Consider the following 22,062-nt stretch of genomic DNA (forward strand, 5'->3'; position numbering starts at 1 on the left):
ATCGTCCCGCAAAACCTTTGTCAATTTTATTCAGGACCTTCGTCATGAAAACATTAGGCGAATTCATCGTCGAAAAGCAACAAGATTTTCCTCATGCAACAGGTGAGCTGACGTCATTACTGTCAGCGATTAAACTGGGCGCTAAAATTATCCATCGTGATATTAACAAAGCTGGACTCGTCGATATTCTTGGCACTAATGGTGTGTCGAATATTCAAGGTGAAGTCCAGATGAAGCTTGACCTGTATGCAAACGAAAAACTGAAAGCGGCCCTAAAAGCACGCGGAGAAGTCGCCGGTATCGCCTCTGAAGAAGAAGACGAAATTGTCATTTTCGAAGGAGACCGTGCAGAAAACGCAAAATATGTCGTATTAATGGACCCACTTGATGGTTCTTCGAATATTGATGTAAACGTTTCCGTCGGGACAATTTTCTCAATTTACCACCGTATTACGCCAATTGGCCAACCTGTGACTGAAGCAGACTTCCTGCAACCAGGTAACCGCCAAGTTGCTGCGGGTTACGTTGTTTACGGCTCATCAACCATGTTGGTTTATACCACAGGTGTTGGCGTACATGCGTTTACTTACGACCCATCTTTAGGCGTGTTCTGCTTATCTCATGAGAAAGTCATGTTCCCATCGGAAGGCAAAATGTATTCCATTAACGAAGGTAACTACATCAAGTTCCCTATGGGCGTTAAAAAGTACATTAAATACTGCCAAGAAGAAGATAAAGCAACAAACCGCCCTTATACCACACGCTATATTGGCTCTTTAGTGGCAGACTTCCACCGTAACTTGCTCAAAGGGGGTATCTACATCTACCCAAGCACGGCAAGTCACCCGAATGGAAAACTGCGTCTACTGTATGAGTGCAACCCAATTGCATTCTTAGCTGAACAAGCTGGCGGTAAAGCAAGCGATGGTGCGAACCGTATTTTAGACCTCATCCCAAGTGAATTACACCAGCGTGCCCCGTTCTTCGTCGGAACTGAGTCCATGGTGGAGAAAGCTGAATCATTCATGCGTGAATTCCCAGACGCTGAATAATCCAATTCACTGATGCTCAGGCGGGGTTTCCCGCCTTTTTTGTCCCTTTTTTTCGCCAACTAGTGAGTTTTGCCCCTTTTTGCGGCTATAATGTCCCCCACGCTATCTACCCGAAAAAGTGAGTGACTTGAAAGTCGATAACTAACACTATTTAATCAATGCGTTAATAGTCAGCGGGTAAATTCATTATTCACACAAAGGATGCATTTAAATGGGCCTGAACAATGTACCGGCAGGTAAAGATCTGCCAGAAGATATCTACGTTATCATCGAAATTCCAGCTAACGCAGATCCTATCAAATACGAAGTTGATAAAGAATCTGGCGCGCTGTTTGTAGACCGTTTCATGTCAACAGCGATGTTCTATCCGTGCAACTACGGTTATATCAACAACACACTGTCTTTAGATGGTGACCCAGTTGACGTGTTAGTCCCAACGCCATACCCATTACAACCAGGTTCAGTCATTCGTTGCCGCCCAGTTGGCGTCCTGAAAATGACCGACGAATCAGGTGAAGATGCAAAATTAGTGGCGGTTCCACACACTAAACTGAGCAAAGAATACGATCACATTAAAGATGTGAACGATATCCCTGAGTTACTGAAAGCTCAAATCACTCACTTCTTTGAACATTACAAAGATTTAGAAAAAGGTAAGTGGGTTAAAGTTGACGGTTGGGATAACGTAGAAGCTGCGAAAGCGGAAATCGTTGCCTCTTTCGAACGCGCTGCAAAAAAATAATTTCCTTTCAGGGAATATGATTGAAGGCTCTGGCTAACCCCAGAGCTTTTTTTATGCCTTTAAATGTAAAAACGCCGGCTATATTGCCGGCGTACTGCACATTGTCCACTCAACAAAATAGTGTGTGGTTATTTTTCTTCATCACGTTTGAGCCAGTCGCCGCTTTTAATTTGGCGCAGGCCATCAACCGAATGCTTATATAGATAAATCCAAGCATTGCCATATGGCGTTGGGATTAACTCTCTTACATAATCCTGAGAGTTTTTCTTAAGCTCATCTAGCTCGGTTAAAATCGATGGATTGATGCGATACACTTCGCACTCAATTGCGCCATCGCCTTTCACCACAGCGGGATAAAATCCAAGATCATACAGTTCATAGCCTTCTAGCTTATGCTCACCTAACAATTGAGCATAAGTCATCCAGTGATGATTTCCTTGCTTTTGTCTTAAGCTGCCATAAACAATTACACGCATAATCTAAAACTCAAATTGGTAAAGGAGATCCAAGGCCTGATTTACACCAGACACAGCTTCTAAATACAATTTTGGCATTAATCGATAACGTAGGGTTAACGTTGCCAAGGAGTCAAAGATACCAACACCATACTTCACTTGTAAATCATTAGTTATCTTACCGCTTACCACAACTTGGGAACCGTCTCCCACACCTTGCGTATCGAGCGCCAGATCAGAAACCCCAAATGTTTCACCGATTTTACCCACCAGTTGACCACTTTGAGCCACACCTAAGCCGATAATCATCGATGTCATTTGTGAGCCATTTGCATCACCACTTTCTAAGCCTTCCCCTCTTAACAGATAAGAAAGTGCTTCTTGTTGCGTCTTGGCTGGCTCAGAGAATATCTCGACTTTCGGTTTGTCTGCAAGCCCTGTGACCTTAACACCTGCGATGACATCATCCGCCGTGTTCTCTGGGTTACGAATCGCTTCTAAATTTAAGAACGGTTGGTCCGCCGGACCTGAGAACTGAATTTGCCCTTTACGGACAATCAAGTCCTGACCATAAGCACGGAAACGCCCTGCTGGAATGTCAATTTGACCATTCAAGCTCAGCCCTTGCTTATTCTGTAATACCTTCAGTAACCCTGTTAAGCGCGCTTTTAGGCCAAACGCATCTAACTGCACATCATTACCAATTTTAATATCCAAATTGGTTTGAATCGGAATCGAAGGCGCTTTTTCCTCAATCGGCTTCAAGTTACTGTCTAACATCACCACATCGGACGATGCGCTCACTGCTGACTCAGGTAACTCCTGAACCGTAATTCTCGCCCATGGGATAGTCACTGAACCACTTAGCGTCAAGAGCGATGGTGACGCATCAAACACGATATCGGGCTGCACATCAATTTTAATCATCGGTGGCATAGACACACGCAGGTTGTTCCCTCGTGCCATCACTTGCGCCCGCCATGCATTGATATTGCGCCAATCCGCATCACCATCAATGTTCAGGTAGCCTTCTGGTGTGTTGATCTGCCCCTTCATCACCGAGCTAGTACCATTGAAATTAACACCTAAATGACCACTTTTAATATCGAATGGGATCATCGCAGACTTAATTTCTAAACTGGAAAGCGATAAATTCCCATTTAGCAGCGGGTTATTGGCAGAACCCCCTAAGCGTAAATTGGCATTTAAACGCCCGTTAGCCACCTCTTTTTGGCCCAGTAACGGTTTGATTAAATCCAAGGTAATGGAATTGATTTCAACATTACCTGATAACAAACGGCGTTTTTCGATATCGGAAACTTGTAGGTTTCCGCGCATCTGCCCGTTATTGGCGAGGCCAAATAACCAATTAAGGTCGGCTTTGCCGTTTTTCAAGGCGGCGCTGAGTGTTAACGTATCAAATGCGATAGGTAAACGCGTTCCTTCAACAAACTGGGTCGCTTTGACATCATTACCACGTAAATCGACCTGCACTTGAGGCATGCTACCATCGGCTTTCCAGCTCGCATTCGCTTTACCACTAAATACACCGCTAACACGGGTATCTTTTGGCATAAACGGTTTTATCATCGCTAAGTCAAAGCGCTCTAACACAATATCTGCGCTGCCGCTTTTCCCTGCCTTAATTGGTTTTGGCACACATAAACGCGCGTTTGGATTCACCCAACAATGGCTGCCAATGGTCACTTCTTGCGTTTGATTGGCATAATTGAGTGACATGGCTTGATTTAAGCGCCATTCGCCCACTACCGTATCAAATAACGTATTTGATAACGTCCCTTTCCACACCTCAGTTTGGCGATCAAACCCGCCCGCTAACGCCAATTGGCCAGAAACAGGTTCGCCTTTCATGTTTAATTTCAGAGTATGCTGTTTTTCGCTACCTTTGGCATCTAACGTCAGGTTGCTAACGACTAAATCCCCTTGCCTTAACTGACGTAAAACAACGGATAAATCCCCTTTAATTTGCTCACCGGTCGCAACATTACCTTTGATAGCGACATTTTCGATAGCTAGGTCATTTTGCCATTTCACGCCTCGGGCAGTGAGGTCAACTAAGGCTTCTGGCGTCTGCAAATTACCGCGTAATTTCACATCCCCAGCAATCACCCCACCAAGCCCTGGCAATAAGCCATTGAGCGCAGGTGCACTAATTTTGGCATCAAGGTTCCATTTCTCAGCGAGAGAGCCCTTAACATCCACATTATTCTTGCCTAACGCTAAATTAAAATGCGGGATATCCCATTGGCCAGCGGCGTTACCTTTCGCCTGTCCACGCGCTTTGAGTAAGTTATTTTTAACATTACCATCGAGCATAATTTCAGGGATATCTAACTGCCAACTGCCACCGTATAAGCTACCGCGGGTGGCAATCTTACCGTCCACTTTTGCTGGCCATTCTGGGTACTGTTTTGCAGTATTGATCCCTGACAGTGTCAGAACCGCATTCCAGCTAATCGCCTTGCTCCAATCAGCCACACCAGTGATATCCGCATTTCCTTGCAACGCTGCAAGGCGTAAACGCGTTAAATTAATTTGCTCTTCATTACCTTTTGCATCCAGCATCAAGGTCGATGGCGGTAAGTCTTGCCCCGTGATAGCTGAACGCAACGATAAATCATAGGCCGATGGACGACCATTTAAGCGCAAGCGCGTACCATCTAATTGATACTGCGCATCGCCGACTAGTGGCCATGCTAGTTTATCGCTTTCAAGAGTGAGTAAAATCGGCAAATCGGCTTGGGATAAGTCCGTTTCAGCATCAAGCGTGGCATTAATTGGCCCTTGTAAATTGAGCGCTAACTTCAATTCATCAATCAAACCGCCTTTGAGGGATAAATCGACTTTCTGCCCATCTAAATCCTCTAAACGACTTTCCCCAATCACCGACAATGAAACGGGCCATTTATCTTGCAGTGTTGCGGTCCCAGATAACGATACATTACCTTGCGGTGCATCCACTTTAAGCTGTTTAACCAACACTTGTTGCCCTTGATTGGACAAACTAAGGTGCAATTGGTTGATTTTAACGTCAGTACCGCCCGTTAATTGGAAATTCGAGGCATTGATCCCTTCCACATTTAAATCAACAGGGAGAATGACTTCTGGCAACTCGGCTAATAATGGTTTCGAAAATAATGCCTTAAGCTCATCACCAAGGGATTTTTGCGCATTGATTGGTGTCGAGTCTGGCTGCTTTTCTTCAACAGGCTGTGCTTGTGGGTCTTCAGGCAAGTTTATTGCTAAATCAATAATATCCGTCGGCGTAAGGGTAATCGCTTTCCCTTCCCACGTCGCCCCAGTGGTAAATTTCGCCAAATCGATAGCCATACCATCTACAGTGACATGCGTTTCCACCAATGACAGCTGGTTTAAACGAATCGTTAAAGGCGCTTTTAGCTCTGCCAGGGGCTCAGAAGGCGGGGTCTCTTCCGATGGCGGAAATTGTGAGGTATCAACGTTAACGGTGACATTTTCCGTGCCTAATGCATTAATACACAGTTCACGGCTGGTTAAACACCTTAATTTCAGTGCCAGATGCAGTTTCCCTGCATTCACATCTACACCCGGCATTTGGTATTTCACACCCGTTAAGGTGAGATCTCGAATATCACCATCAATTCCATCAATGGCTAATTCAGGGACAAACCGTGTTACTGAATTTAAGGCAAAGTGAAAACCTGATTTCGTGCCAATTACCCAACTAAGCGCACCAATCACCAGAACCAGAATCAATAAAATGGCAAGGCTGACCCATTTTAACCACTTCAACCACCTCATAACTCTGTCCCCAAACCGATATAAAACTGAATTTTGTCATTATTGGAATCACCAATCGGTGTTGCTAGGTCAAATTTAATTGGCCCAACAGGGGAAACCCAACGCACACCAACACCTGCACCCGTTTTGAAGTCACTGGTTTTAATATCATTGACGGCTTCACCGCTATCTACGAAGGTCGCTCCCCACCAGTTTCCGGTGAAATTATATTGGTATTCAACTGAGCCAACAGCCAGCTTTGAGGCCCCTGTGAGCTTACCACGGCTATCCTCTGGCGAGATTTTTTGATAACCATAACCGCGCACGCTACCATCGCCCCCTGCGAAGAAACGCAAGTCAGGTGGGACTTTGTCAAAAGCGTTGGTTTCAATCCAGCCGACGTTACCACGCACAATGAAACGATGACCTTCCCACGGCGTTCTGATCCACACATTTTTGGCTTGTAAAACCGCAAAGTCGATATCAGAACCCCAAATTTTATTTGAGTAGTCAATGGAGTAGCGCTGGCTGTCTCCCCACGTTGGCATCACACCACCACGTTGGCGGATACGGCTGACATAAGCCCCCGGATATAACAGCATCGTGGTATTCGTGACGTTCGCTTGGGTAAAGTTACTCAACATCCAACGCATATTGACGCCATATTGCCAACCCGATGAGTATTCCCAGTTACGAGACACATTCAGCGTTGTTGTATTTGCTTGGGTATCATTCAAGTCAGTACGCTTAAACCCGCCTTGTACCGCATAATATTGCTCTAGCGGATTCGCTTTTAAGGGAATCTTATAACTTGCATCAATCACTTGCTCTGGTTGAGACAGGCTGATGCTAGACGTTAAGCTTTGGCCTCGCGAATTCACCCACGGTTTGTTCCATGTCGCTTTCACGCGAGGGCCCACATCCGTTGCGTAACCACCACCAAGCTCGATAAAGTTCCTCGCCCGTGGCACCATCACCCCTTCCATTGGTAGTACGTCTGTACCGTCACCACGTGCTTTAGCAATATTTGGCGTCACAATCGCGGAAGAGAACCAACCAGTTTCCGCTAAACGGCGGTTAAACTCGGCAAGCTGTTCTGACGTGTAATACTCCCCTTCTTTAAAAGGAGCGAGGTTATTGAGGTAATCTGAGCGAATTTGTGAACCTTGATAAGAAATGGAGCCGAACCGATAACGTTCGCCACTATTAAAATCAAAATCCCAATAGGCAGCGTGGTGCTCAAGCGAAATCCCTAGCTGGCTTTTCTCCATCACCGCGTCAAAATAGCCTTTACGGATTGCTAAGCTACCAAAGCGGCCTTTAAAATCTTCATAGTGACCATCGTTTTGCACGATATCGAGCCTTGGCGTAAATTTCCACACCATCTCTTTAAAATCTGGATCTGTTTTTGCCCCACCTTGAAGTTCAACCTTCACGCCTTTTAGTAAGATAGGCTCACCCGGGTTCACCTTTGCCGTTAATATCGAGCGTGCGGGTGGTGTTTTTTCTTCATAGCTAAATTCAACAGTCGGTTCGTAATAACCCAGCGGCTTTAAACCTTCTTGAATTGCTTTCTCGACACGCGCTCTAAAACGGCCATTGGGCACCACTTCGTCTTGAGATATATTAGAAAGCTGTACTCGAACGTTTTGATTAAGTTGTCCTTCAAGTCCTTCTATATTAAGACGAAGATTAGCTGCATGCACAACCGGCACAGCCGCAGTTAAGCAGAGAAAACAGATTAGAGGGTATTTCGACACGCCTGCTCCTAAGGTGGTAAAAAGATTGACTAAAGGCTTCATATCAATTTATTTTGAGTAAAATTAGCGCGAGACACAAGTTTTTATCCTAATTTTTAGCTTATTTGTGTGGTCAAGACCAATAGGAATCATTATGCCTTTTAATAAATTTCACTCTGCAAATATTTCACAGCCTCTGCCTGGCAGAACCAGCGCACTTTCTTATTCACCATATCACGCTGTTAGCCATCATTCGATTGAGATTATTCCTAAGAATATGGAAATTGCTTATTTTGCAATGGGTTGTTTTTGGGGAGTAGAACGATTATTTTGGCAGCAACCGGGGGTTTATACTACTTCTGCGGGTTATTGCGGTGGTGTAACACCTAACCCAACCTATGAAGAAGTTTGTTCAGGCCGAACAGGCCACGCAGAAGCTGTACGCGTTGTCTTTGACCCACAAGTTATCAGTTACGCTCAACTATTAACGCTATTTTGGGAAAACCACGACCCCGCCCAAGGCATGCGCCAAGGGGGCGATATCGGTAGTCAGTACCGTTCAGGCATTTATACACTAACAGAAGAACAAGACCAGCAAGCGATGAAAACGTTGCAGGCCTACCAAGAAGCCATGAAGGCACAAAACGATATTCGCCCAATCACTACAGAAATCACGCCATTGGAAACCTTTTATTTTGCTGAGGATTACCACCAGCAGTATCTGTATAAAAATCCAAATGGCTACTGCGGCTTAGGCGGTATCGGTGTTTGCATGCCACCGTCTTTAACTATTTAGCACATAACTGATTTATCTTTTATTTATTCTTTAATTAATATTTCAGAAATAAATATATTCAAAATTATTTGTGCTGTAGGTAGGCGGCAAAGAAAACTATCCCAATGAGCATACACAAGTATGTGATTTGGGAAGTTTTATGAAGCCAACACCCCTACAGCGCGAAGAATGAAGAATATTGACCCGAGTAGCTGAGAGAAGCCACCCCCCTACAGCGCGAAGAATGAAGAATATTGACGAATATCTCGCCACCCATCTATACTAACGACACATATCAACAATTTGCGCATGTTGCGCACCGTATATTTGCTTACTCAATATATTTAATATTCGAGACTATGCCTTTAAAGATTTTTGAATTTAATAAATTCACCCTTTGAAAGGCTGGATAACTTATGCTCAACAGTTTACTGATCGTCCTTTTATTATGTGCTATTAGTGCATTTTTCTCTTTGTCAGAAATTTCACTGGCAGCTTCCCGCCGCATAAAACTCAAGCTAATGGCCGATGAAGGCAATATTAACGCGGCTCGTGTTCTGAAATTACAAGAAATGCCCGGTATGTTTTTTACCGTGGTACAAATTGGTTTAAATGCCGTTGCCATCCTTGCGGGTATTGTCGGCGAGTCAGCCTTTTCCCCGGCTTTATATGATGTTTTCATTCAGTTTTTATCCCCTGAGTGGGCGCAAAAAATCGCGTTTGTTCTCTCATTTACCATTGTAACGAGCTTATTTATTTTAGTGGCTGACTTAACGCCAAAACGCGTTGGTATGGTGAAGCCTGAGGCTATTGCTATCCGTATCGTTAATCCAATGCGCTTTTGTTTAGTGGTATTAAGCCCTCTTGTTTGGTTCTTTAATGGCCTTGCCAACCTATTTTTTAAACTATTCAAATTACCTGTCTCTCGTAATGAAGATATTACTTCTGATGATATTTTTGCGGTGGTAGAAGCGGGAGCCGTTGCGGGTGTTTTACGTAAACAAGAACATGAATTAATTGAAAATGTATTCGAATTAGAGTCACGTACTGTACCTTCTGCAATGACACCGCGTGAAAGCATTATTTATTTTGATAAAACCGAATCAGAAGACAGTATTAAACATAAAATTTCCACTCAGCCACACTCCAAATTCCTCGTTTGTGAAGGGGATATTGACCATGTTATTGGTTATGTTGATTCCAAAGAATTACTGAATCGCGTGCTGAATGGGCAAAGTTTAAGCTTAACTGACGGTGTGCATATCCGTAGTACTCTGATGGTGCCAGATACACTTTCGCTATCGGATACGTTGGAAGCGTTTAAAAACAACGGTGTCGATTTTGCCGTCATCCTCAACGAATACGCCTTAGTAATGGGGGTCATCACCATCAATGACGTTATGATTACTCTAATGGGTGATTTAGTCGGTTCAGGACAGGAAGAGCAAATTGTCGTACGCGATGAAAACTCGTGGCTCGTTGACGGTGGAACACCTATCGAAGATGTACAACGTATTTTAGATATCGATGATTTCCCAGACTTTAGCAACTATGAAACTATCGCTGGCTTTATGATGTACCGCTTGAGAAGAATGCCAAAACGTACAGATTACGTGAAATACGCTGGCTATAAGTTTGAAGTGGTGGATATCGACAACTATAAAATTGACCAGTTGCTTGTTACACGGATTACTGCTGCACCTTCACCAGTTGTTGTACAGCCAGGTAAAAATGCCATTGAAACGGCTGACGCAAAACAGCAAACAAAAGATACTGAACATTAGTGCTTGCTAGCGAAGCCGTTTCTTTCAATGCGCCACCCTGTGTGGCGCGTTATTAATCAAAACTCAATGTTGATTAACCTACCCTAATTCAGCCTGTAGCAATAAAACTTGTTTGTTAACTTCGCTCATCACACTGTAATGGCGTTTATCACTGACTTTTGGTGGTAAAATCTTCCCATAATTAAACTCAAATGCCCCAAAATCCTTTATATAGAGCCGACCACTGAAAAGTGTTTTAACATAAAGAGCAATTTTAGATGGGTTATAACGGTTAAAAATTTTCATTCGAACTTATCCTCCCCTTTGTTCTTACGTACGGCACCTCATAAAGCATACCGTACAATAATCATAGACCAGAAATTTCGACTTTGGTTCTAAAATTGCAGTTTTATTCAATTTGCTGACATAACATGACACTGTCAACTAACTGTTAAATTACTGCTAAACAGTGTATTTATTCTGAATTTTAAAAAAATGTTAAATTCCCTATTGAAACTCATCCGATGAGCTATGCTATAAATACACGGAGAAACAAATAATCTTCGGGCTCATATATTCACAGTACAATTCAAGGGGCTTTTATGTTTAGAAACGTCTTCATCTCCATTTGCTTACTCAGCTTATCCGCGATGGCAACTGCTGCTAATATTCAAATTAATCAATCTGTTCCTGCGGTTTCCGTCTCTGATAAAGGCGAGTTAATCCTCAATAAAGACAATAAACTCGATTACCAACCATGGAAAAGCCAGCAATTAGTCGGAAAAGTACGCACTATCCAACATATTGCGGGGCGTTCATCTGCAAAAGAGCTCAATGCCCCACTGATCGAAGCCATTAAAAGCGCTAGATTCCCGCATGATACCTATCAAACCACCACAATTATTAATACGGATGATGCGATTTTTGGGACAGGGGTTTTTGTTAAAAACAGCGTTGAGGACAGCAAAAAAGAGTTTCCTTACTCACAGTTTATTGTCGATAGTGATGGCGTAGTAAAAGCAGCGTGGGGGTTAAAACCTGAAAGCTCTGCGATTATCGTACTGGATAACCAAGGAAAAGTACTATTTTTCAAAGATGGCGAGCTAAATTCACAAGAGATTGAAAAAGTCATTGGCTTACTCATTTCCACTTTAAAATAGTTGCGCCATCAATCCCTTCATTTAATTAGCCACAAATGAGGGGATTAACTTATCGCAGTATTTTTCAAAAATAGTGAGTTATTCTAAAATTCCCTTATTGTAAATATGCATAATTATCTCTATTTTGCTAATAAACAATCACGGTTGTTAAGGGTATTTAGTGTGACCAAATAATATTGACGCAAAAGCCGCCTGTATCGCCATGGCTAAAAACCACTTGCAGGTTATGTAGTTCAGCAATGCGTTTAACAATAGACAGTCCCAATCCACTGCCTGTTTTCTCTTGCCCCGGAGGGCGATAAAAACGCTCCCCTAAACGCTGTAATACATCTGGCGTTACACCCTCACCATTATCTTGGATTTCAAGGTGTTCCGTATACAATGTAATTTTTACTTCACCCTTTTCTTTACCATAACGAATGGCATTGTGAAGTAAATTGCGCAATAACACGCTAAGGAGCAGTGCTTGTCCTTGAAAAGGCTTTGGTGTTGAAACAACGGTTTGAATAATGGTCGTTTGTTGGCTTATCGCCTCTGGCTCAATCTCTTTCACAGCCGCATTAATCAAGCCTTCCCACGTCAATTCACTGGTATCCTCCAACTGTGCTGAAGACTCTAATCGTGATAATGTCAGTAATTGGTCAACAAGTCGGGTTGCCCTATCGATACCTTCCGTTAAATTTGCGACTGCATGGCAGCGAATTTCACGGTCATCTCCTGCAATTTGAACAACTTCCGCCTGCACTTTTAATGCCGCAAGGGGGCTACGTAACTCATGGGCAGCATCAGACGTAAATTGCCTTTCACGCACAAACATTTGGTTAATGCGACCAAATAGCCCATTAACAGAGTCGATAATAGGCCTCGCTTCACTGGGGATCCGTGTCACTCGTATTGGTGTTAACTCATTGGGCTTTCGACGATACAGCTGGTTTGCAACATCTTTAAGGGGGCGTAATGCACGAGTTAATAACCATAAAAATATCAATAGCATCACGGGTAAAGCCACCAGCCATGGCATAAATTGCGCGACCATAATATCTGTCGCCATTTCTTGGCGATATTCCCACTCCTGCCCGACTGCAATCACATACTGCCCATCCTGAGACTTTAGCCAGACAAACCGCCAAGGGTCATCGCTCCCCTTCATCATGCCATCTGCAAAGCCTTCTCGCGTAAACTCAAAACCAATATCACGGCCATTATCGCCATCATTGAGCACCATTTCCCCTTCTGGGGTAAATACGGCAAACGCGAGTGCATCATCGTCCTGATGGCCACGGTTCTTACGTAATAATTTTTTTGTTTTGGTGAGTGAGGGTTTCGTTAACTCAAGATCTGAAGGCAATACCGACAATCGCTTAGCAAAAGCCATCTGCTGCGTATCAAATAACTCATTGATAGTCTTATAGGTTTGGTACCATGCTAATGAGCTGGCAATTCCCCACGTCAGCAACGCAAGCAATAATAATGTTAAGGTGAGCTTTAGCCGCAAACTAAACGTTTTCATTGTTCATTATCACCGAGTCGATAACCCACACCGTGGATTGTCCGAATAAATTTATTCCCCAATTTGCGCCTTAAATGGTGAATATGCACCTCGACAGAATTGCTTGAGACTTCCTCGTCCCAGTTATAAAGCTTTTCTTCAATCAGCGCGCGGGATAATACTTTGTTTGGGTTGTGCAAAAATAGGGAGAGTAACGCTAATTCTTTACCTTTGAGTTGAACAGGCTCGCCGTGTACCGTCACTGTCATCGCGACAGGATCCATTTCAACCTCGCCATGGCTGAGTTTGGGAGTGAGCTGCCCACTTCTACGGCGGATCAACGCTTGCAAACGAGCCATCACTTCCATCAATGCAAAAGGTTTACACAAGTAGTCATCTGCGCCTTGTTGTAAGCCTTGCACTCGTTGATCGAGGGCATCTCGCGCCGTCAAAATTAACACAGGTTCATCACGCCCTTCTGTGCGCCAGTGCTTTAAAATATCCATACCATCAATATTTGGTAGGGATAAATCCAGAACGACTGCATCATAGGGCGCATCAAATAATGCACGCTGCCCCTGTTTACCATCCATAAACCAGTCGACAGTAAACCCAAGCTGCGTTAAACCGACTTTTAATCCGTCACCAATCAGTCTGTCATCTTCAATTAATAAAATACGCATAATCCCCCCATATCGGAATATTATTATATTTATCTTATACTCGATAAGATGACTAGCTATTATTAAGCAAATTAAAAATATAATGCATTATGCGAGTTTCTTAAGATCCTGTTAAGATTTACCTGTTTTAATACCCTCCATACGAACCCGTTCATGTTTTATTTGGAGATAACGACGATGAAAAAATTACCTTTAATTGCTTTAGTTGCCGCCCTTGCTTCCGCGCCAGTTTTTGCTGCTAATGGCGGTTTTGATGGCCCAGGTGCTGTTGCCAATACAACAACACAAAATACCCAAGCTGGCGGTTTTATTGGTCCAAATAGTGGTGAAATGACCGTCGCAAAAGCACTTGATATGTCAGATGATAGCTGGGTTATCTTGCGTGGTAATATTGTTAAACAGCTTGATCATAAGCATTATGAATTTACTGACGGTACAGGCACCATTAACCTAGAGATCAGCGAGAAACGCTGGAATGGTATTAATGTCACACCAAAAGATAAAATCGAAATTCGCGGTAAAATCGATAAAGATTGGAATTCAAGAGAAGTTGAAGTTAAACAAATTCAGTTAATCAAATAATTAAGCCCAGCGGTTATATCGCCAGCTTTCAGCCCTTAGTAGAAAGCTGGCTTTCCTCAAAATCTTATTTCTTGCTGTTTTTAACGGTGCTAAATTAGCCTTAAATATACTTGTTCGCTAAGGCCATGCAATGACTGTTAAACAACCGAAACTGCGTAATATCCAAGAAAAACTTCTCTCCGATAATTGGTATATTTTAAAGAAATATACCTACGAACTACAAAGGCGCGATGGCAGTTGGCAACAACAAGAGCGCGAAGTGTATGACAGGGGAAACGGCGCCGTTATTTTGTTGTACAACAAAGCTAAAAACAGCATTATTCTCATCCGTCAATTTCGCATGCCAATGTATGTGAGTGGTTACCCTCACTTTTTAATTGAAGCAGCAGCAGGCCTACTTGAAAATGCTTCACCAGAGGCACGAATTATTGCCGAAGCCGAAGAAGAAACAGGCTTCAAGGTGGATAAACTGGAAAAAGTGTTTGAAGCCTTTATGAGCCCTGGCTCTGTCACAGAAAAACTGCATTTTTATATCGCTGAATATAACGATAATAACCGCAGCAATGTAGGGGGCGGGCTTGCAGAAGAAGGTGAAGATATTGAAGTGTTAGAGTGGGCATTCCCTAAAGCACTTGAAGCTATCAAAACAGGGGAAATTGCCGATGGTAAGACAATTATGTTAATACAGCACCTTGCCTTACATTCAATTCTGAAAAGCTAATGCCCTTTATCAGCTCACCACAATTTAAATACATTGCTGTGAGCTTCATCTTATCTTTCTTTATTTTTATGCCGTGATTGCTTATATATTTCACTCATTAAAAGAGGTGTTTAGTTTAAGCCAATCAACAAACGACAATCGAAACTCGATTGAAATAAATCTTATAATTCAATTAAATACAAATGCACCGTCTTTATTATAAATAAAGGTACTTTCACTTTGACCTGCCCCTTAAAAAACCTTAGATTAAAAACATTATATTCTCGCCATTTTAATATTGTCATTTTACGAACCCTATTTTTATCACTAATGAATCTAAATTAATTTTCAAGCTATGCCATTTTCATTAAGGAGCTAAATAAGATGATACGTTGTGTTCGTATGTGGACAGGTGAAGATGGAAATTCCCTGTTTGAAGAAGGCACGCTGGAACTCGATAGTGTTGCCCGTGGAGATAGTCAAACCCCAGCCATTTCAGTCAGCGAACTGACTTTCCGTGAAACCGTGTCAGGTGGATCATGGGATTGGCATAAAGATCCCGTTCCTCGTTATGTGATCACGCTCACTGGCACCTTAGAATTTGAAACCAAAGATGGTTCTAAATTTATAATTAATCCAGGTGATATTTTACTCGCTCAAGATAATACCGGAACAGGCCATAAGTGGCGGTTGATCGGTGATGACCCATGGCGGCGTGCTTATGTTGTCTATCAAGAAGGCACTGATCTGTGCTTCACACCGACCAAAAAATAGAGGCTTTTTTATGACTAAACCTATAGCAGAAAATGTTGATATTGCGCTGATCGGTGCAGGGATCATGAGTGCGACACTCGGTACGTTCTTAAAAGAACTTGAACCATCGCTGACGGTTGCCGTTTTTGAACGCTTAAATGATTGCGCGCAAGAAAGCTCACATCCGTGGAATAACGCAGGAACAGGTCACGCAGCCAACTGTGAGATGAACTACACCCCGCCAAACCCTGATGGCACTGTCGATATCAGCAAAGCCCTTGAAGTAAATACAGAATTTGATTTATCCCGCCAGTTATGGTCATACCTTGTCATAAAAGGGAAAATCAAAAATCCACGAGATTTTATTCACCCTTGCCCCCATATGAGCTTTGTTTGGGGCGCCGACAATGTCAAATTCTTACAACAGCGCTTTAAGCAAATGTCCGCTCACCACTGCTATCACAATATGGAATACAGTGATGATCCAAAACAAATCAATGATTGGGCACCGTTGTTAATGGAAGGTCGTGAAGACGACAAAAATATTGCCGTCACGCGTGTGGTAACAGGTGCGGACGTTGATTATGGTGCACTAACGCACTTATTGATGGCGCAACTCAGTGAACAGTCAGGTTTTTCACTTCACTATAAGCATGAAGTCGTTGATGTCACACAAACCCCTGATGGCCGTTGGAATGTGGAAGTCAAAAACTTACTGACCCACGAAAAACACATTACATCGGCAAAATTTGTGTTTGTTGGCGCTGGTGGGCGCGCTATTGAATTATTGCAAAAATCAGGTATCCCCGAAGGAAAAGGCTATGGTGGCTTCCCTGTCAGTGGTATTTGGCTACGCTGTGATGATGAAAAAGTCGCGGCTCGACATCATGCAAAAGTGTATGGAAAAGCCGACAAAGGTTCTCCACCAATGTCAGTTCCACATTTAGATACGCGAATTATTGGCGGAAAACGTTCCTTACTGTTTGGCCCATATGCTGGTTTTTCCAGTAAATTTTTAAAACATGGCTCTTATTTAGACCTGTTTGAATCTATTCGCCTCAACAATATTGAGCCAATGCTGGCTATTGCAAAAGATAACTGGTCACTCGCGGAATACCTCGTAGGGCAAGTACTGCAAACCTCCGCACACCAATTTGCTACATTGCAAAAGTTCTACCCAGATGCACAGCATGAAGATTGGAAAGAAGTTGTCGCTGGCCAACGTGTGCAAATTATCAAGCCAGATCACGATAAAAAAGGGGTTTTGGAGTTTGGTACCGAGCTGATTACCAGCGCAGATAAATCATTCACTGTACTGATGGGCGCATCTCCAGGCGCATCAACCGCAGCCTTTATTGCCTTAAACGTACTCAAAGACTGTTTTGCGGATCAGCTTAAAGCTGATGGCTGGGAAGCGAAGCTAAAAGCGATTATTCCAACTTATGGTATTGATTTAAAACAAGATGCAAAAGCATGTTTAGATATTCGTACTGCAACCGCTAAAGTGCTGCAATTAGATAATTAAACATTGATAAGGTTGGGAAATCACTTCCCAACCTTTATCGAGTATTAGAACAAAATTACGCGAAAGCCCGGGTTCAAGAATGACTCCCTCGGTGTGTAATCTAACGTTTTTCCGTTCCAATCAACCACTTTCGCCCCCGCACCAATCGCAACTGCATGACCTGCGGCGGTATCCCAAATATTCGTCGGTCCAAACCGTGGGTAAAGCTGCGCTTTTCCTTCCGCGACAAGGCAGAACTTGAGTGATGAACCAATTTCAGCGGTCGTGTGCTCCCCCATTTGCGCTAAATAATCCATTAACTCGCTATCTTGATGGGAACGGCTGATGACAATCACGGGCGGTTTCCCGTCATACACATGGATTTGCTGCTTATGCCCACCTTCTTCTTTCCATGCTTGGTTTCCCTCTGCATAGTAAAGTAACCCTTTTGCGGGGGCATATACGACCCCCATAACTGGGACACCGTTTTCAATTAGCGCAATATTGACGGTAAAGTCCCCATTTCGGTTAATGAATTCTTTGGTTCCATCAAGGGGGTCAATCAACCAATAGCGTTGCCAATGCTGCCTAATTGACCACTCCGGGGGATCTTCTTCTGAAAGCTGTGGAATATCAGGGGCAATGCGTGTTAGACCAGCGGCAATAATATGGTGTGCGGCAATATCCGCCTCCGTGACAGGGGAGTTGTCACTTTTATGATCAACCCGCAATGGCTCTTGTGCATTGTAAGTTTCCATAATGGCATAACCCGCTTCTTGAGCCAGTTCGCAAATTTGTTGTAGCATGTTATTCACCTCTCTCCCGTTGACCTTTACAGCAAGAGTAGCAAGTGCATAAAATTTACGCCATAAAAAATGCCTTGGCGCAGAAAAACACCAAGGCATCAATTCAAATAGTGATTAAAATCGCTATTCTTATAAAATTTCTAACAGTTCAACTTCAAAAACAAGTGTGCTAAATGGTGGAATTGATGCACCTGCACCGCGCTCACCATAAGCTAATTCATGAGGGATATACAGTTCCCATTTAGAACCAACAGGCATCAGCGTCAGTGCTTCGATCCAACCTGGGATCACGCCGCTGACTGGGAATTCAGCTGGCTGACCACGTTGAACGGAGCTATCAAACACAGAGCCATCAATTAAACGGCCAGTGTAATGAACACGAACACGGTCAGAGCGAGATGGGATAGCGCCTTCGCCTTGGTTGATCACAGAGAATTGCAAACCAGATTCAGTTGTTGAAACGCCTTCGCGTTTTTGGTTTTCATCGAGGAATTTCTGGCCTTCTTCCGCCATTGCAGCTTGGCGAGCAACACGAACTTCATCTGCACGTTCATGAATTTCACGTAATGCTTTGTGCAAGGTTTCAACAGGCACAGATGGCATGTTGCCTTCTAATGCATCAACCAGACCTGCTAAAATTGCGTTTGGTACTAAACCTTCTAGACCAGACTCTAATAATTGCTGCCCAACTTGTAGGCCAATACCGTAGCTTGCTTGAGCTTCTACTGAATCAAAATTTTGGTTTGCCATGAAAATACCCATATGGTTTTTGATAAAAAAACAAGAATAGCAGCCCCCCTGCTATGGGTAAACCCAAACCGTCAATCTAAATAATAAAACGTCTGTGTGGCGCATGAATTTGCTCAGTGTTCTCCGAAAAATCGTATCAAGCGCTTAAATTACGCAAAAACAGTGTTAGTATGCGTATAAATACGCCTTAATTAGTTCATTACCTCGTCAAGGAGGAGTGATGGTTAAACTATCGAAATTTCATCTCTATAGCATTGCTGTATTAGCGTTGATTGTTGTGGTTGCCCTGTTTTGGCCAACGGGTGATAAGCCGTTGAATAACGCGCCACAAAACCAGCCGATCGTCATTCCACCCCCAACAACACCCGATATCACACCTGATCCTATTCAAGAGCCTGAGGGTAATGTAGAGGGAATACCAACAGAACCTGAAATTGTGCCGGAGCCCATAGAGCCTGCACCAACTGAACCGCCAACGGTAACACCACCAACACAGCCGCAAGAGCCGCAAGTCACGCGCCCATCGGCAAATGAGTGGCAAAATTACCGCGTTCAAAAAGGGAAAACTCTAGCGCAATTATTCCGTGATAATAATTTACAAGCTAACGATGCCTTTATCATGGCCCGCGTCGAAGGGGCTGAAAAACCGTTGAGTAATTTACGTCAGGGGCAAAAAGTTCGCTTAAAAGCCAATGGGAAAGGGGAAGTTCAGTTGCTGGAAACTACAGCTTCTGATGGAAAAACCTATAGTTTTGCAAGGCTCAGCGATGGGAGTTACTACCGTACACCGTAGTCACTAATGGATCGCCAATATGGAATGTCAGAAAATAAAAAACACCGGACTTAGCCGGTGTTTTTTTGTTGGCACCATCGATAAATCGACAGCACCTATCATCATTATTGATTACTCAGCAACGATGATAACGTTCAGCTCTGCGAAAACATCGCTGTGTAACTGGAAGTGAACTTCGTGGTCACCAGTAGTACGCAGAACGCCGTTTGGCAGGCGAACTTCGCTTTTCGCGATTTTAACGCCAGCTGCAGTTACTGCATCAGCGATATCACGAGTACCGATTGAACCGAACAGTTTACCTTCGTCACCAGCTTTAGAAGCTAAAGTTACAGAACCCAGAGCAGTAACAGCTGCTGCACGAGCCTGTGCTGCTGCCAGAACGTCAGCTAATTTAGCTTCCAGTTCAGCGCGGCGTGCTTCGAAGAATTCGATGTTTTTCTTAGTCGCAGGAACAGCTTTGCCCTGTGGAACTAAGAAGTTACGAGCATAGCCCGATTTAACGTTAACCTGATCACCCAGGCTACCTAGGTTAGCTACTTTATCAAGCAGAATAACTTGCATTACCTTATCCTCTATTAGTCGTTAATGGACTGTACCAATTACTGATGACGATCAGTATATGGTAACAGAGACAGGTAGCGAGCGCGCTTGATAGCACGAGCGAGCTGGCGTTGATATTTTGCACGAGTACCGGTGATACGGCTTGGTACAATTTTACCACTTTCAGTGATATAGTTTTTCAGCGTTGCGATATCTTTATAGTCGATCTCTTGAACGCCTTCCGCTGTGAAACGGCAGAACTTGCGACGACGGAAATAACGTGCCATATGGCTAGTCTCCAGAATCTATCAAATCAATCTGCTCGGCATGGAGGACTATCTTGCTGATCCCATTGCGCCCTTGATGGGTACTAATGAAACCGCTTACTGTAATCCAACTGCCGACCGTTAAACTGTGAGTATGAGCTTGTAAGGTTTGCCCGCTAGCAATTATGGGCATTCTGCACCATGCTTGCCTTGACAATCCCGCTTCCTGTTGTTGTGAACGATGTTCTAAAACAAACTGGCAGTGAGGGATGCCTGACGGACTCACTTTTCGAATCAATGCTTTACAGACTGTGCCTGTCAGCACCAAACGATTAGTGGACACCTGCGCAATTACTCTTCAGAATCCCCAGTTTCTTCTACTTCTTCATCCTGATAATCATCAGAAAGGTCACGGCCACGACGTTCGTCTTTAGCTTTAACCATTGGAGAAGCTTCTGTTACTGCGTGTTTTAAGCGCATAACCATGCTGCGGATAACGGCATCGTTGAAGCGGAAGTTAGTTTCCAGCTCATCAATCGCTTCCTGCGGTGCTTCTACGTTCAGAAGAACATAGTGAGCTTTGTGCAGTTTGTTGATTGGGTAAGCCAGTTGACGGCGGCCCCAGTCTTCCAGACGGTGAATCTGACCTTGTGCGTTAGTGATTACTGCACTGTAACGCTCGATCATGCCCGGAACCTGTTCGCTTTGGTCAGGATGGACCATAAAAACGATTTCGTAATGACGCATTAGTAGTTGCTCCTTACGGATTATTAGCCTCCTGTCTGGGTTAACCGCGGCCCGCGGAGGCAAGGAACTTGTTGAGTGCGGCTAAAAAATTGACGCGTAACTATACCCATCCCTGAGATAAAACTCAAGAGATGGATGCAGTTTTACACAAATATTATTTTTCGCCCGAAACAGGCAAGCGCTGGCGCACGGCTTCAAATAAGCAAACGCCTGTCGCTACTGACACATTCAGTGAAGAGACTGAACCGGCCATCGGGATGCTGATTAATTCGTCGCAATGTTCACGCGTTAAACGGCGCATGCCCTCGCCTTCAGCGCCCATCACTAATGCAACAGAGCCCGTCAGTTTGCTTTGATATAAATTATGGTCAGCCTCACCCGCCGTGCCCACAATCCAAACATTGTATTCTTGTAATAAGCGCAATGTTCTGGCCAGATTCGTGACACGGATCAGCGGCACATTTTCTGCGGCGCCACACGCTACTTTTTTCGCGGTTGCATTCAATTGCGCCGATTTGTCTTTCGGTACAATCACTGCATGCACACCTGCGGCATCTGCGCTACGCAAGCAAGCGCCTAAATTGTGCGGATCTGTCACGCCATCAAGTACCAGTAAGAATGGTGATGGAGTGCTTTCGAGCAAATCAGGTAAATCACCTTCTTGATACTGCTTACCCGGTAAAACTTTCGCGATGATCCCTTGGTGGACTGCCCCTTCAGTTTGGCTATCCATCCACTGGCGATTTGCAACTTGGACAACAACGCCTAACGCTTCAATTTCATGCACGATAGGCATTAATCGGCGATCTTCACGACCTTTTAGGATATACACTTCTTTAATGCGTTGCGGTGAACGCTCAAGCAAGGCTTTCACTGCGTGAATGCCGTAAATAATTTCGCTCATAACAGTCTTATGTCTTAGTCAAAATGAGAAAAGTGGCGTTCTTACGCCACTTTCGTTAATTAACAATGCATTACGCTAA

General features: G+C 43.8%; 23 protein-coding genes. 10 read left to right on the plus strand and 13 right to left on the minus strand.

Going from position 1 to position 22,062, the window contains the following annotated elements; translation table 11 throughout:
- Nucleotides 1-44: 44 nt before the first annotated feature.
- Nucleotides 45-1,052 carry a class 1 fructose-bisphosphatase gene (gene fbp, locus AC4IFT_RS14625; protein ID WP_490735699.1) on the plus strand — a complete coding sequence of 336 codons (1,008 nt, stop codon included), beginning with the start codon at nucleotides 45-47 and terminating at the stop codon, nucleotides 1,050-1,052.
- A 211-nt stretch (nucleotides 1,053-1,263) separates the two neighbouring features.
- Entirely contained in the window at nucleotides 1,264-1,794 is a 531-nt protein-coding gene (ppa, locus tag AC4IFT_RS14630) for an inorganic diphosphatase (protein ID WP_353244079.1), read from the plus strand.
- A gap of 128 nt (nucleotides 1,795-1,922) precedes the next feature.
- Here ppa and AC4IFT_RS14635 read toward each other — a convergent pair whose 3' ends face one another.
- The 3 genes from AC4IFT_RS14635 to tamA are packed head-to-tail and all read right to left on the minus strand — an operon-like array spanning nucleotide 1,923 to nucleotide 7,789.
- Nucleotides 1,923-2,270 carry a gamma-glutamylcyclotransferase family protein gene (locus tag AC4IFT_RS14635; RefSeq protein WP_206083200.1) on the minus strand — a complete coding sequence of 116 codons (348 nt, stop codon included), beginning with the start codon at nucleotides 2,268-2,270 and terminating at the stop codon, nucleotides 1,923-1,925.
- Nucleotides 2,271-2,273: 3 nt separating this feature from the next.
- Complete coding sequence (tamB, locus tag AC4IFT_RS14640) at nucleotides 2,274-6,050, minus strand: autotransporter assembly complex protein TamB (RefSeq protein ID WP_490751690.1); 3,777 nt, start codon at nucleotides 6,048-6,050, stop codon at nucleotides 2,274-2,276.
- Nucleotides 6,047-7,789, minus strand: coding sequence for an autotransporter assembly complex protein TamA (gene tamA, locus AC4IFT_RS14645; protein WP_490735694.1), 1,743 nt, complete (start codon nucleotides 7,787-7,789; stop codon nucleotides 6,047-6,049). Before tamA ends, tamB begins: the two co-directional genes overlap by 4 nt.
- A 133-nt stretch (nucleotides 7,790-7,922) precedes the next feature.
- On the opposite strand from tamA, the gene msrA reads away from it, so the two are divergent.
- Nucleotides 7,923-8,564 carry a peptide-methionine (S)-S-oxide reductase MsrA gene (gene msrA, locus AC4IFT_RS14650; RefSeq protein ID WP_490751691.1) on the plus strand — a complete coding sequence of 214 codons (642 nt, stop codon included), beginning with the start codon at nucleotides 7,923-7,925 and terminating at the stop codon, nucleotides 8,562-8,564.
- 395 nt (nucleotides 8,565-8,959) lie between these two features.
- Nucleotides 8,960-10,327: a polyamine export protein PaeA gene (gene paeA, locus AC4IFT_RS14655; protein WP_490751692.1), complete on the plus strand. Its 1,368-nt coding sequence runs from the start codon at nucleotides 8,960-8,962 to the stop codon at nucleotides 10,325-10,327.
- Between the two features lie 78 nt (nucleotides 10,328-10,405).
- On the opposite strand, the gene AC4IFT_RS14660 is transcribed toward paeA, so the two are convergent.
- Complete coding sequence (locus AC4IFT_RS14660; RefSeq protein ID WP_219244903.1) at nucleotides 10,406-10,612, minus strand: DUF1107 domain-containing protein; 207 nt, start codon at nucleotides 10,610-10,612, stop codon at nucleotides 10,406-10,408.
- Between the two features lie 296 nt (nucleotides 10,613-10,908).
- On the opposite strand from AC4IFT_RS14660, the gene AC4IFT_RS14665 reads away from it, so the two are divergent.
- Nucleotides 10,909-11,466 (plus strand): YtfJ family protein, encoded by a 558-nt coding sequence (locus AC4IFT_RS14665; RefSeq protein ID WP_490735687.1) that lies wholly within the window; start codon nucleotides 10,909-10,911, stop codon nucleotides 11,464-11,466.
- Nucleotides 11,467-11,623: 157 nt separating this feature from the next.
- On the opposite strand, the gene qseC is transcribed toward AC4IFT_RS14665, so the two are convergent.
- Both qseC and qseB read right to left on the minus strand, forming a co-directional pair.
- Nucleotides 11,624-12,976: a quorum sensing histidine kinase QseC gene (gene qseC, locus AC4IFT_RS14670; protein ID WP_490751694.1), complete on the minus strand. Its 1,353-nt coding sequence runs from the start codon at nucleotides 12,974-12,976 to the stop codon at nucleotides 11,624-11,626.
- A complete protein-coding gene (gene qseB / locus AC4IFT_RS14675; RefSeq protein WP_490735683.1) occupies nucleotides 12,973-13,638 on the minus strand; it encodes a quorum sensing response regulator transcription factor QseB in 666 nt (221 codons plus the stop codon). Before qseB ends, qseC begins: the two co-directional genes overlap by 4 nt.
- A 177-nt stretch (nucleotides 13,639-13,815) precedes the next feature.
- Here qseB and AC4IFT_RS14680 point away from each other — a divergent pair, with 177 nt between their 5' ends.
- The 4 genes from AC4IFT_RS14680 (at nucleotide 13,816) to mqo (ending at nucleotide 17,198) form a co-directional block, all read left to right on the plus strand.
- Nucleotides 13,816-14,220: a YgiW/YdeI family stress tolerance OB fold protein gene (locus AC4IFT_RS14680; RefSeq protein WP_225820583.1), complete on the plus strand. Its 405-nt coding sequence runs from the start codon at nucleotides 13,816-13,818 to the stop codon at nucleotides 14,218-14,220.
- Nucleotides 14,221-14,350: 130 nt separating this feature from the next.
- Nucleotides 14,351-14,941, plus strand: coding sequence for a GDP-mannose pyrophosphatase (locus AC4IFT_RS14685; protein ID WP_490751696.1), 591 nt, complete (start codon nucleotides 14,351-14,353; stop codon nucleotides 14,939-14,941).
- Between the two features lie 363 nt (nucleotides 14,942-15,304).
- Nucleotides 15,305-15,694 (plus strand): cupin domain-containing protein, encoded by a 390-nt coding sequence (locus tag AC4IFT_RS14690; RefSeq protein ID WP_272573907.1) that lies wholly within the window; start codon nucleotides 15,305-15,307, stop codon nucleotides 15,692-15,694.
- Nucleotides 15,695-15,704: 10 nt separating this feature from the next.
- A complete protein-coding gene (gene mqo, locus AC4IFT_RS14695) occupies nucleotides 15,705-17,198 on the plus strand; it encodes a malate dehydrogenase (quinone) (RefSeq protein ID WP_490751697.1) in 1,494 nt (497 codons plus the stop codon).
- 44 nt (nucleotides 17,199-17,242) lie between these two features.
- On the opposite strand, the gene cysQ is transcribed toward mqo, so the two are convergent.
- Both cysQ and bamJ read right to left on the minus strand, forming a co-directional pair.
- Entirely contained in the window at nucleotides 17,243-17,983 is a 741-nt protein-coding gene (cysQ, locus tag AC4IFT_RS14700) for a 3'(2'),5'-bisphosphate nucleotidase CysQ (protein WP_490751698.1), read from the minus strand.
- Between the two features lie 129 nt (nucleotides 17,984-18,112).
- Nucleotides 18,113-18,733 (minus strand): BamJ family beta-barrel-assembly machinery protein, encoded by a 621-nt coding sequence (bamJ, locus tag AC4IFT_RS14705; RefSeq protein WP_490735674.1) that lies wholly within the window; start codon nucleotides 18,731-18,733, stop codon nucleotides 18,113-18,115.
- A gap of 220 nt (nucleotides 18,734-18,953) precedes the next feature.
- Between bamJ and AC4IFT_RS14710 the strand changes: the two genes are divergently transcribed.
- The gene (locus AC4IFT_RS14710) at nucleotides 18,954-19,526 is read left to right on the plus strand and encodes a LysM-like peptidoglycan-binding domain-containing protein (RefSeq protein WP_490751700.1); all 573 of its coding nucleotides are present in this window, start codon (nucleotides 18,954-18,956) and stop codon (nucleotides 19,524-19,526) included.
- A 111-nt stretch (nucleotides 19,527-19,637) separates the two neighbouring features.
- Here the strand turns inward: AC4IFT_RS14710 and rplI are convergent, their stop codons facing one another.
- From rplI to rlmB, 5 genes are all read right to left on the minus strand, one after another.
- Nucleotides 19,638-20,087: a 50S ribosomal protein L9 gene (rplI, locus tag AC4IFT_RS14715; RefSeq protein WP_206083173.1), complete on the minus strand. Its 450-nt coding sequence runs from the start codon at nucleotides 20,085-20,087 to the stop codon at nucleotides 19,638-19,640.
- Between the two features lie 38 nt (nucleotides 20,088-20,125).
- Complete coding sequence (rpsR, locus tag AC4IFT_RS14720; protein WP_000135199.1) at nucleotides 20,126-20,353, minus strand: 30S ribosomal protein S18; 228 nt, start codon at nucleotides 20,351-20,353, stop codon at nucleotides 20,126-20,128.
- Between the two features lie 4 nt (nucleotides 20,354-20,357).
- On the minus strand, nucleotides 20,358-20,675 hold the full coding sequence (priB, locus tag AC4IFT_RS14725; protein ID WP_219244914.1) for a primosomal replication protein N: 318 nt from the start codon (nucleotides 20,673-20,675) through the stop codon (nucleotides 20,358-20,360).
- An 8-nt stretch (nucleotides 20,676-20,683) separates the two neighbouring features.
- Nucleotides 20,684-21,079, minus strand: coding sequence for a 30S ribosomal protein S6 (rpsF, locus tag AC4IFT_RS14730; protein ID WP_219249534.1), 396 nt, complete (start codon nucleotides 21,077-21,079; stop codon nucleotides 20,684-20,686).
- A 154-nt stretch (nucleotides 21,080-21,233) separates the two neighbouring features.
- Nucleotides 21,234-21,983, minus strand: coding sequence for a 23S rRNA (guanosine(2251)-2'-O)-methyltransferase RlmB (rlmB, locus tag AC4IFT_RS14735; protein ID WP_219244915.1), 750 nt, complete (start codon nucleotides 21,981-21,983; stop codon nucleotides 21,234-21,236).
- Nucleotides 21,984-22,062 lie beyond the last annotated feature (79 nt).

Source organism: Providencia sp. UF-183 (assembly GCF_058246155.1).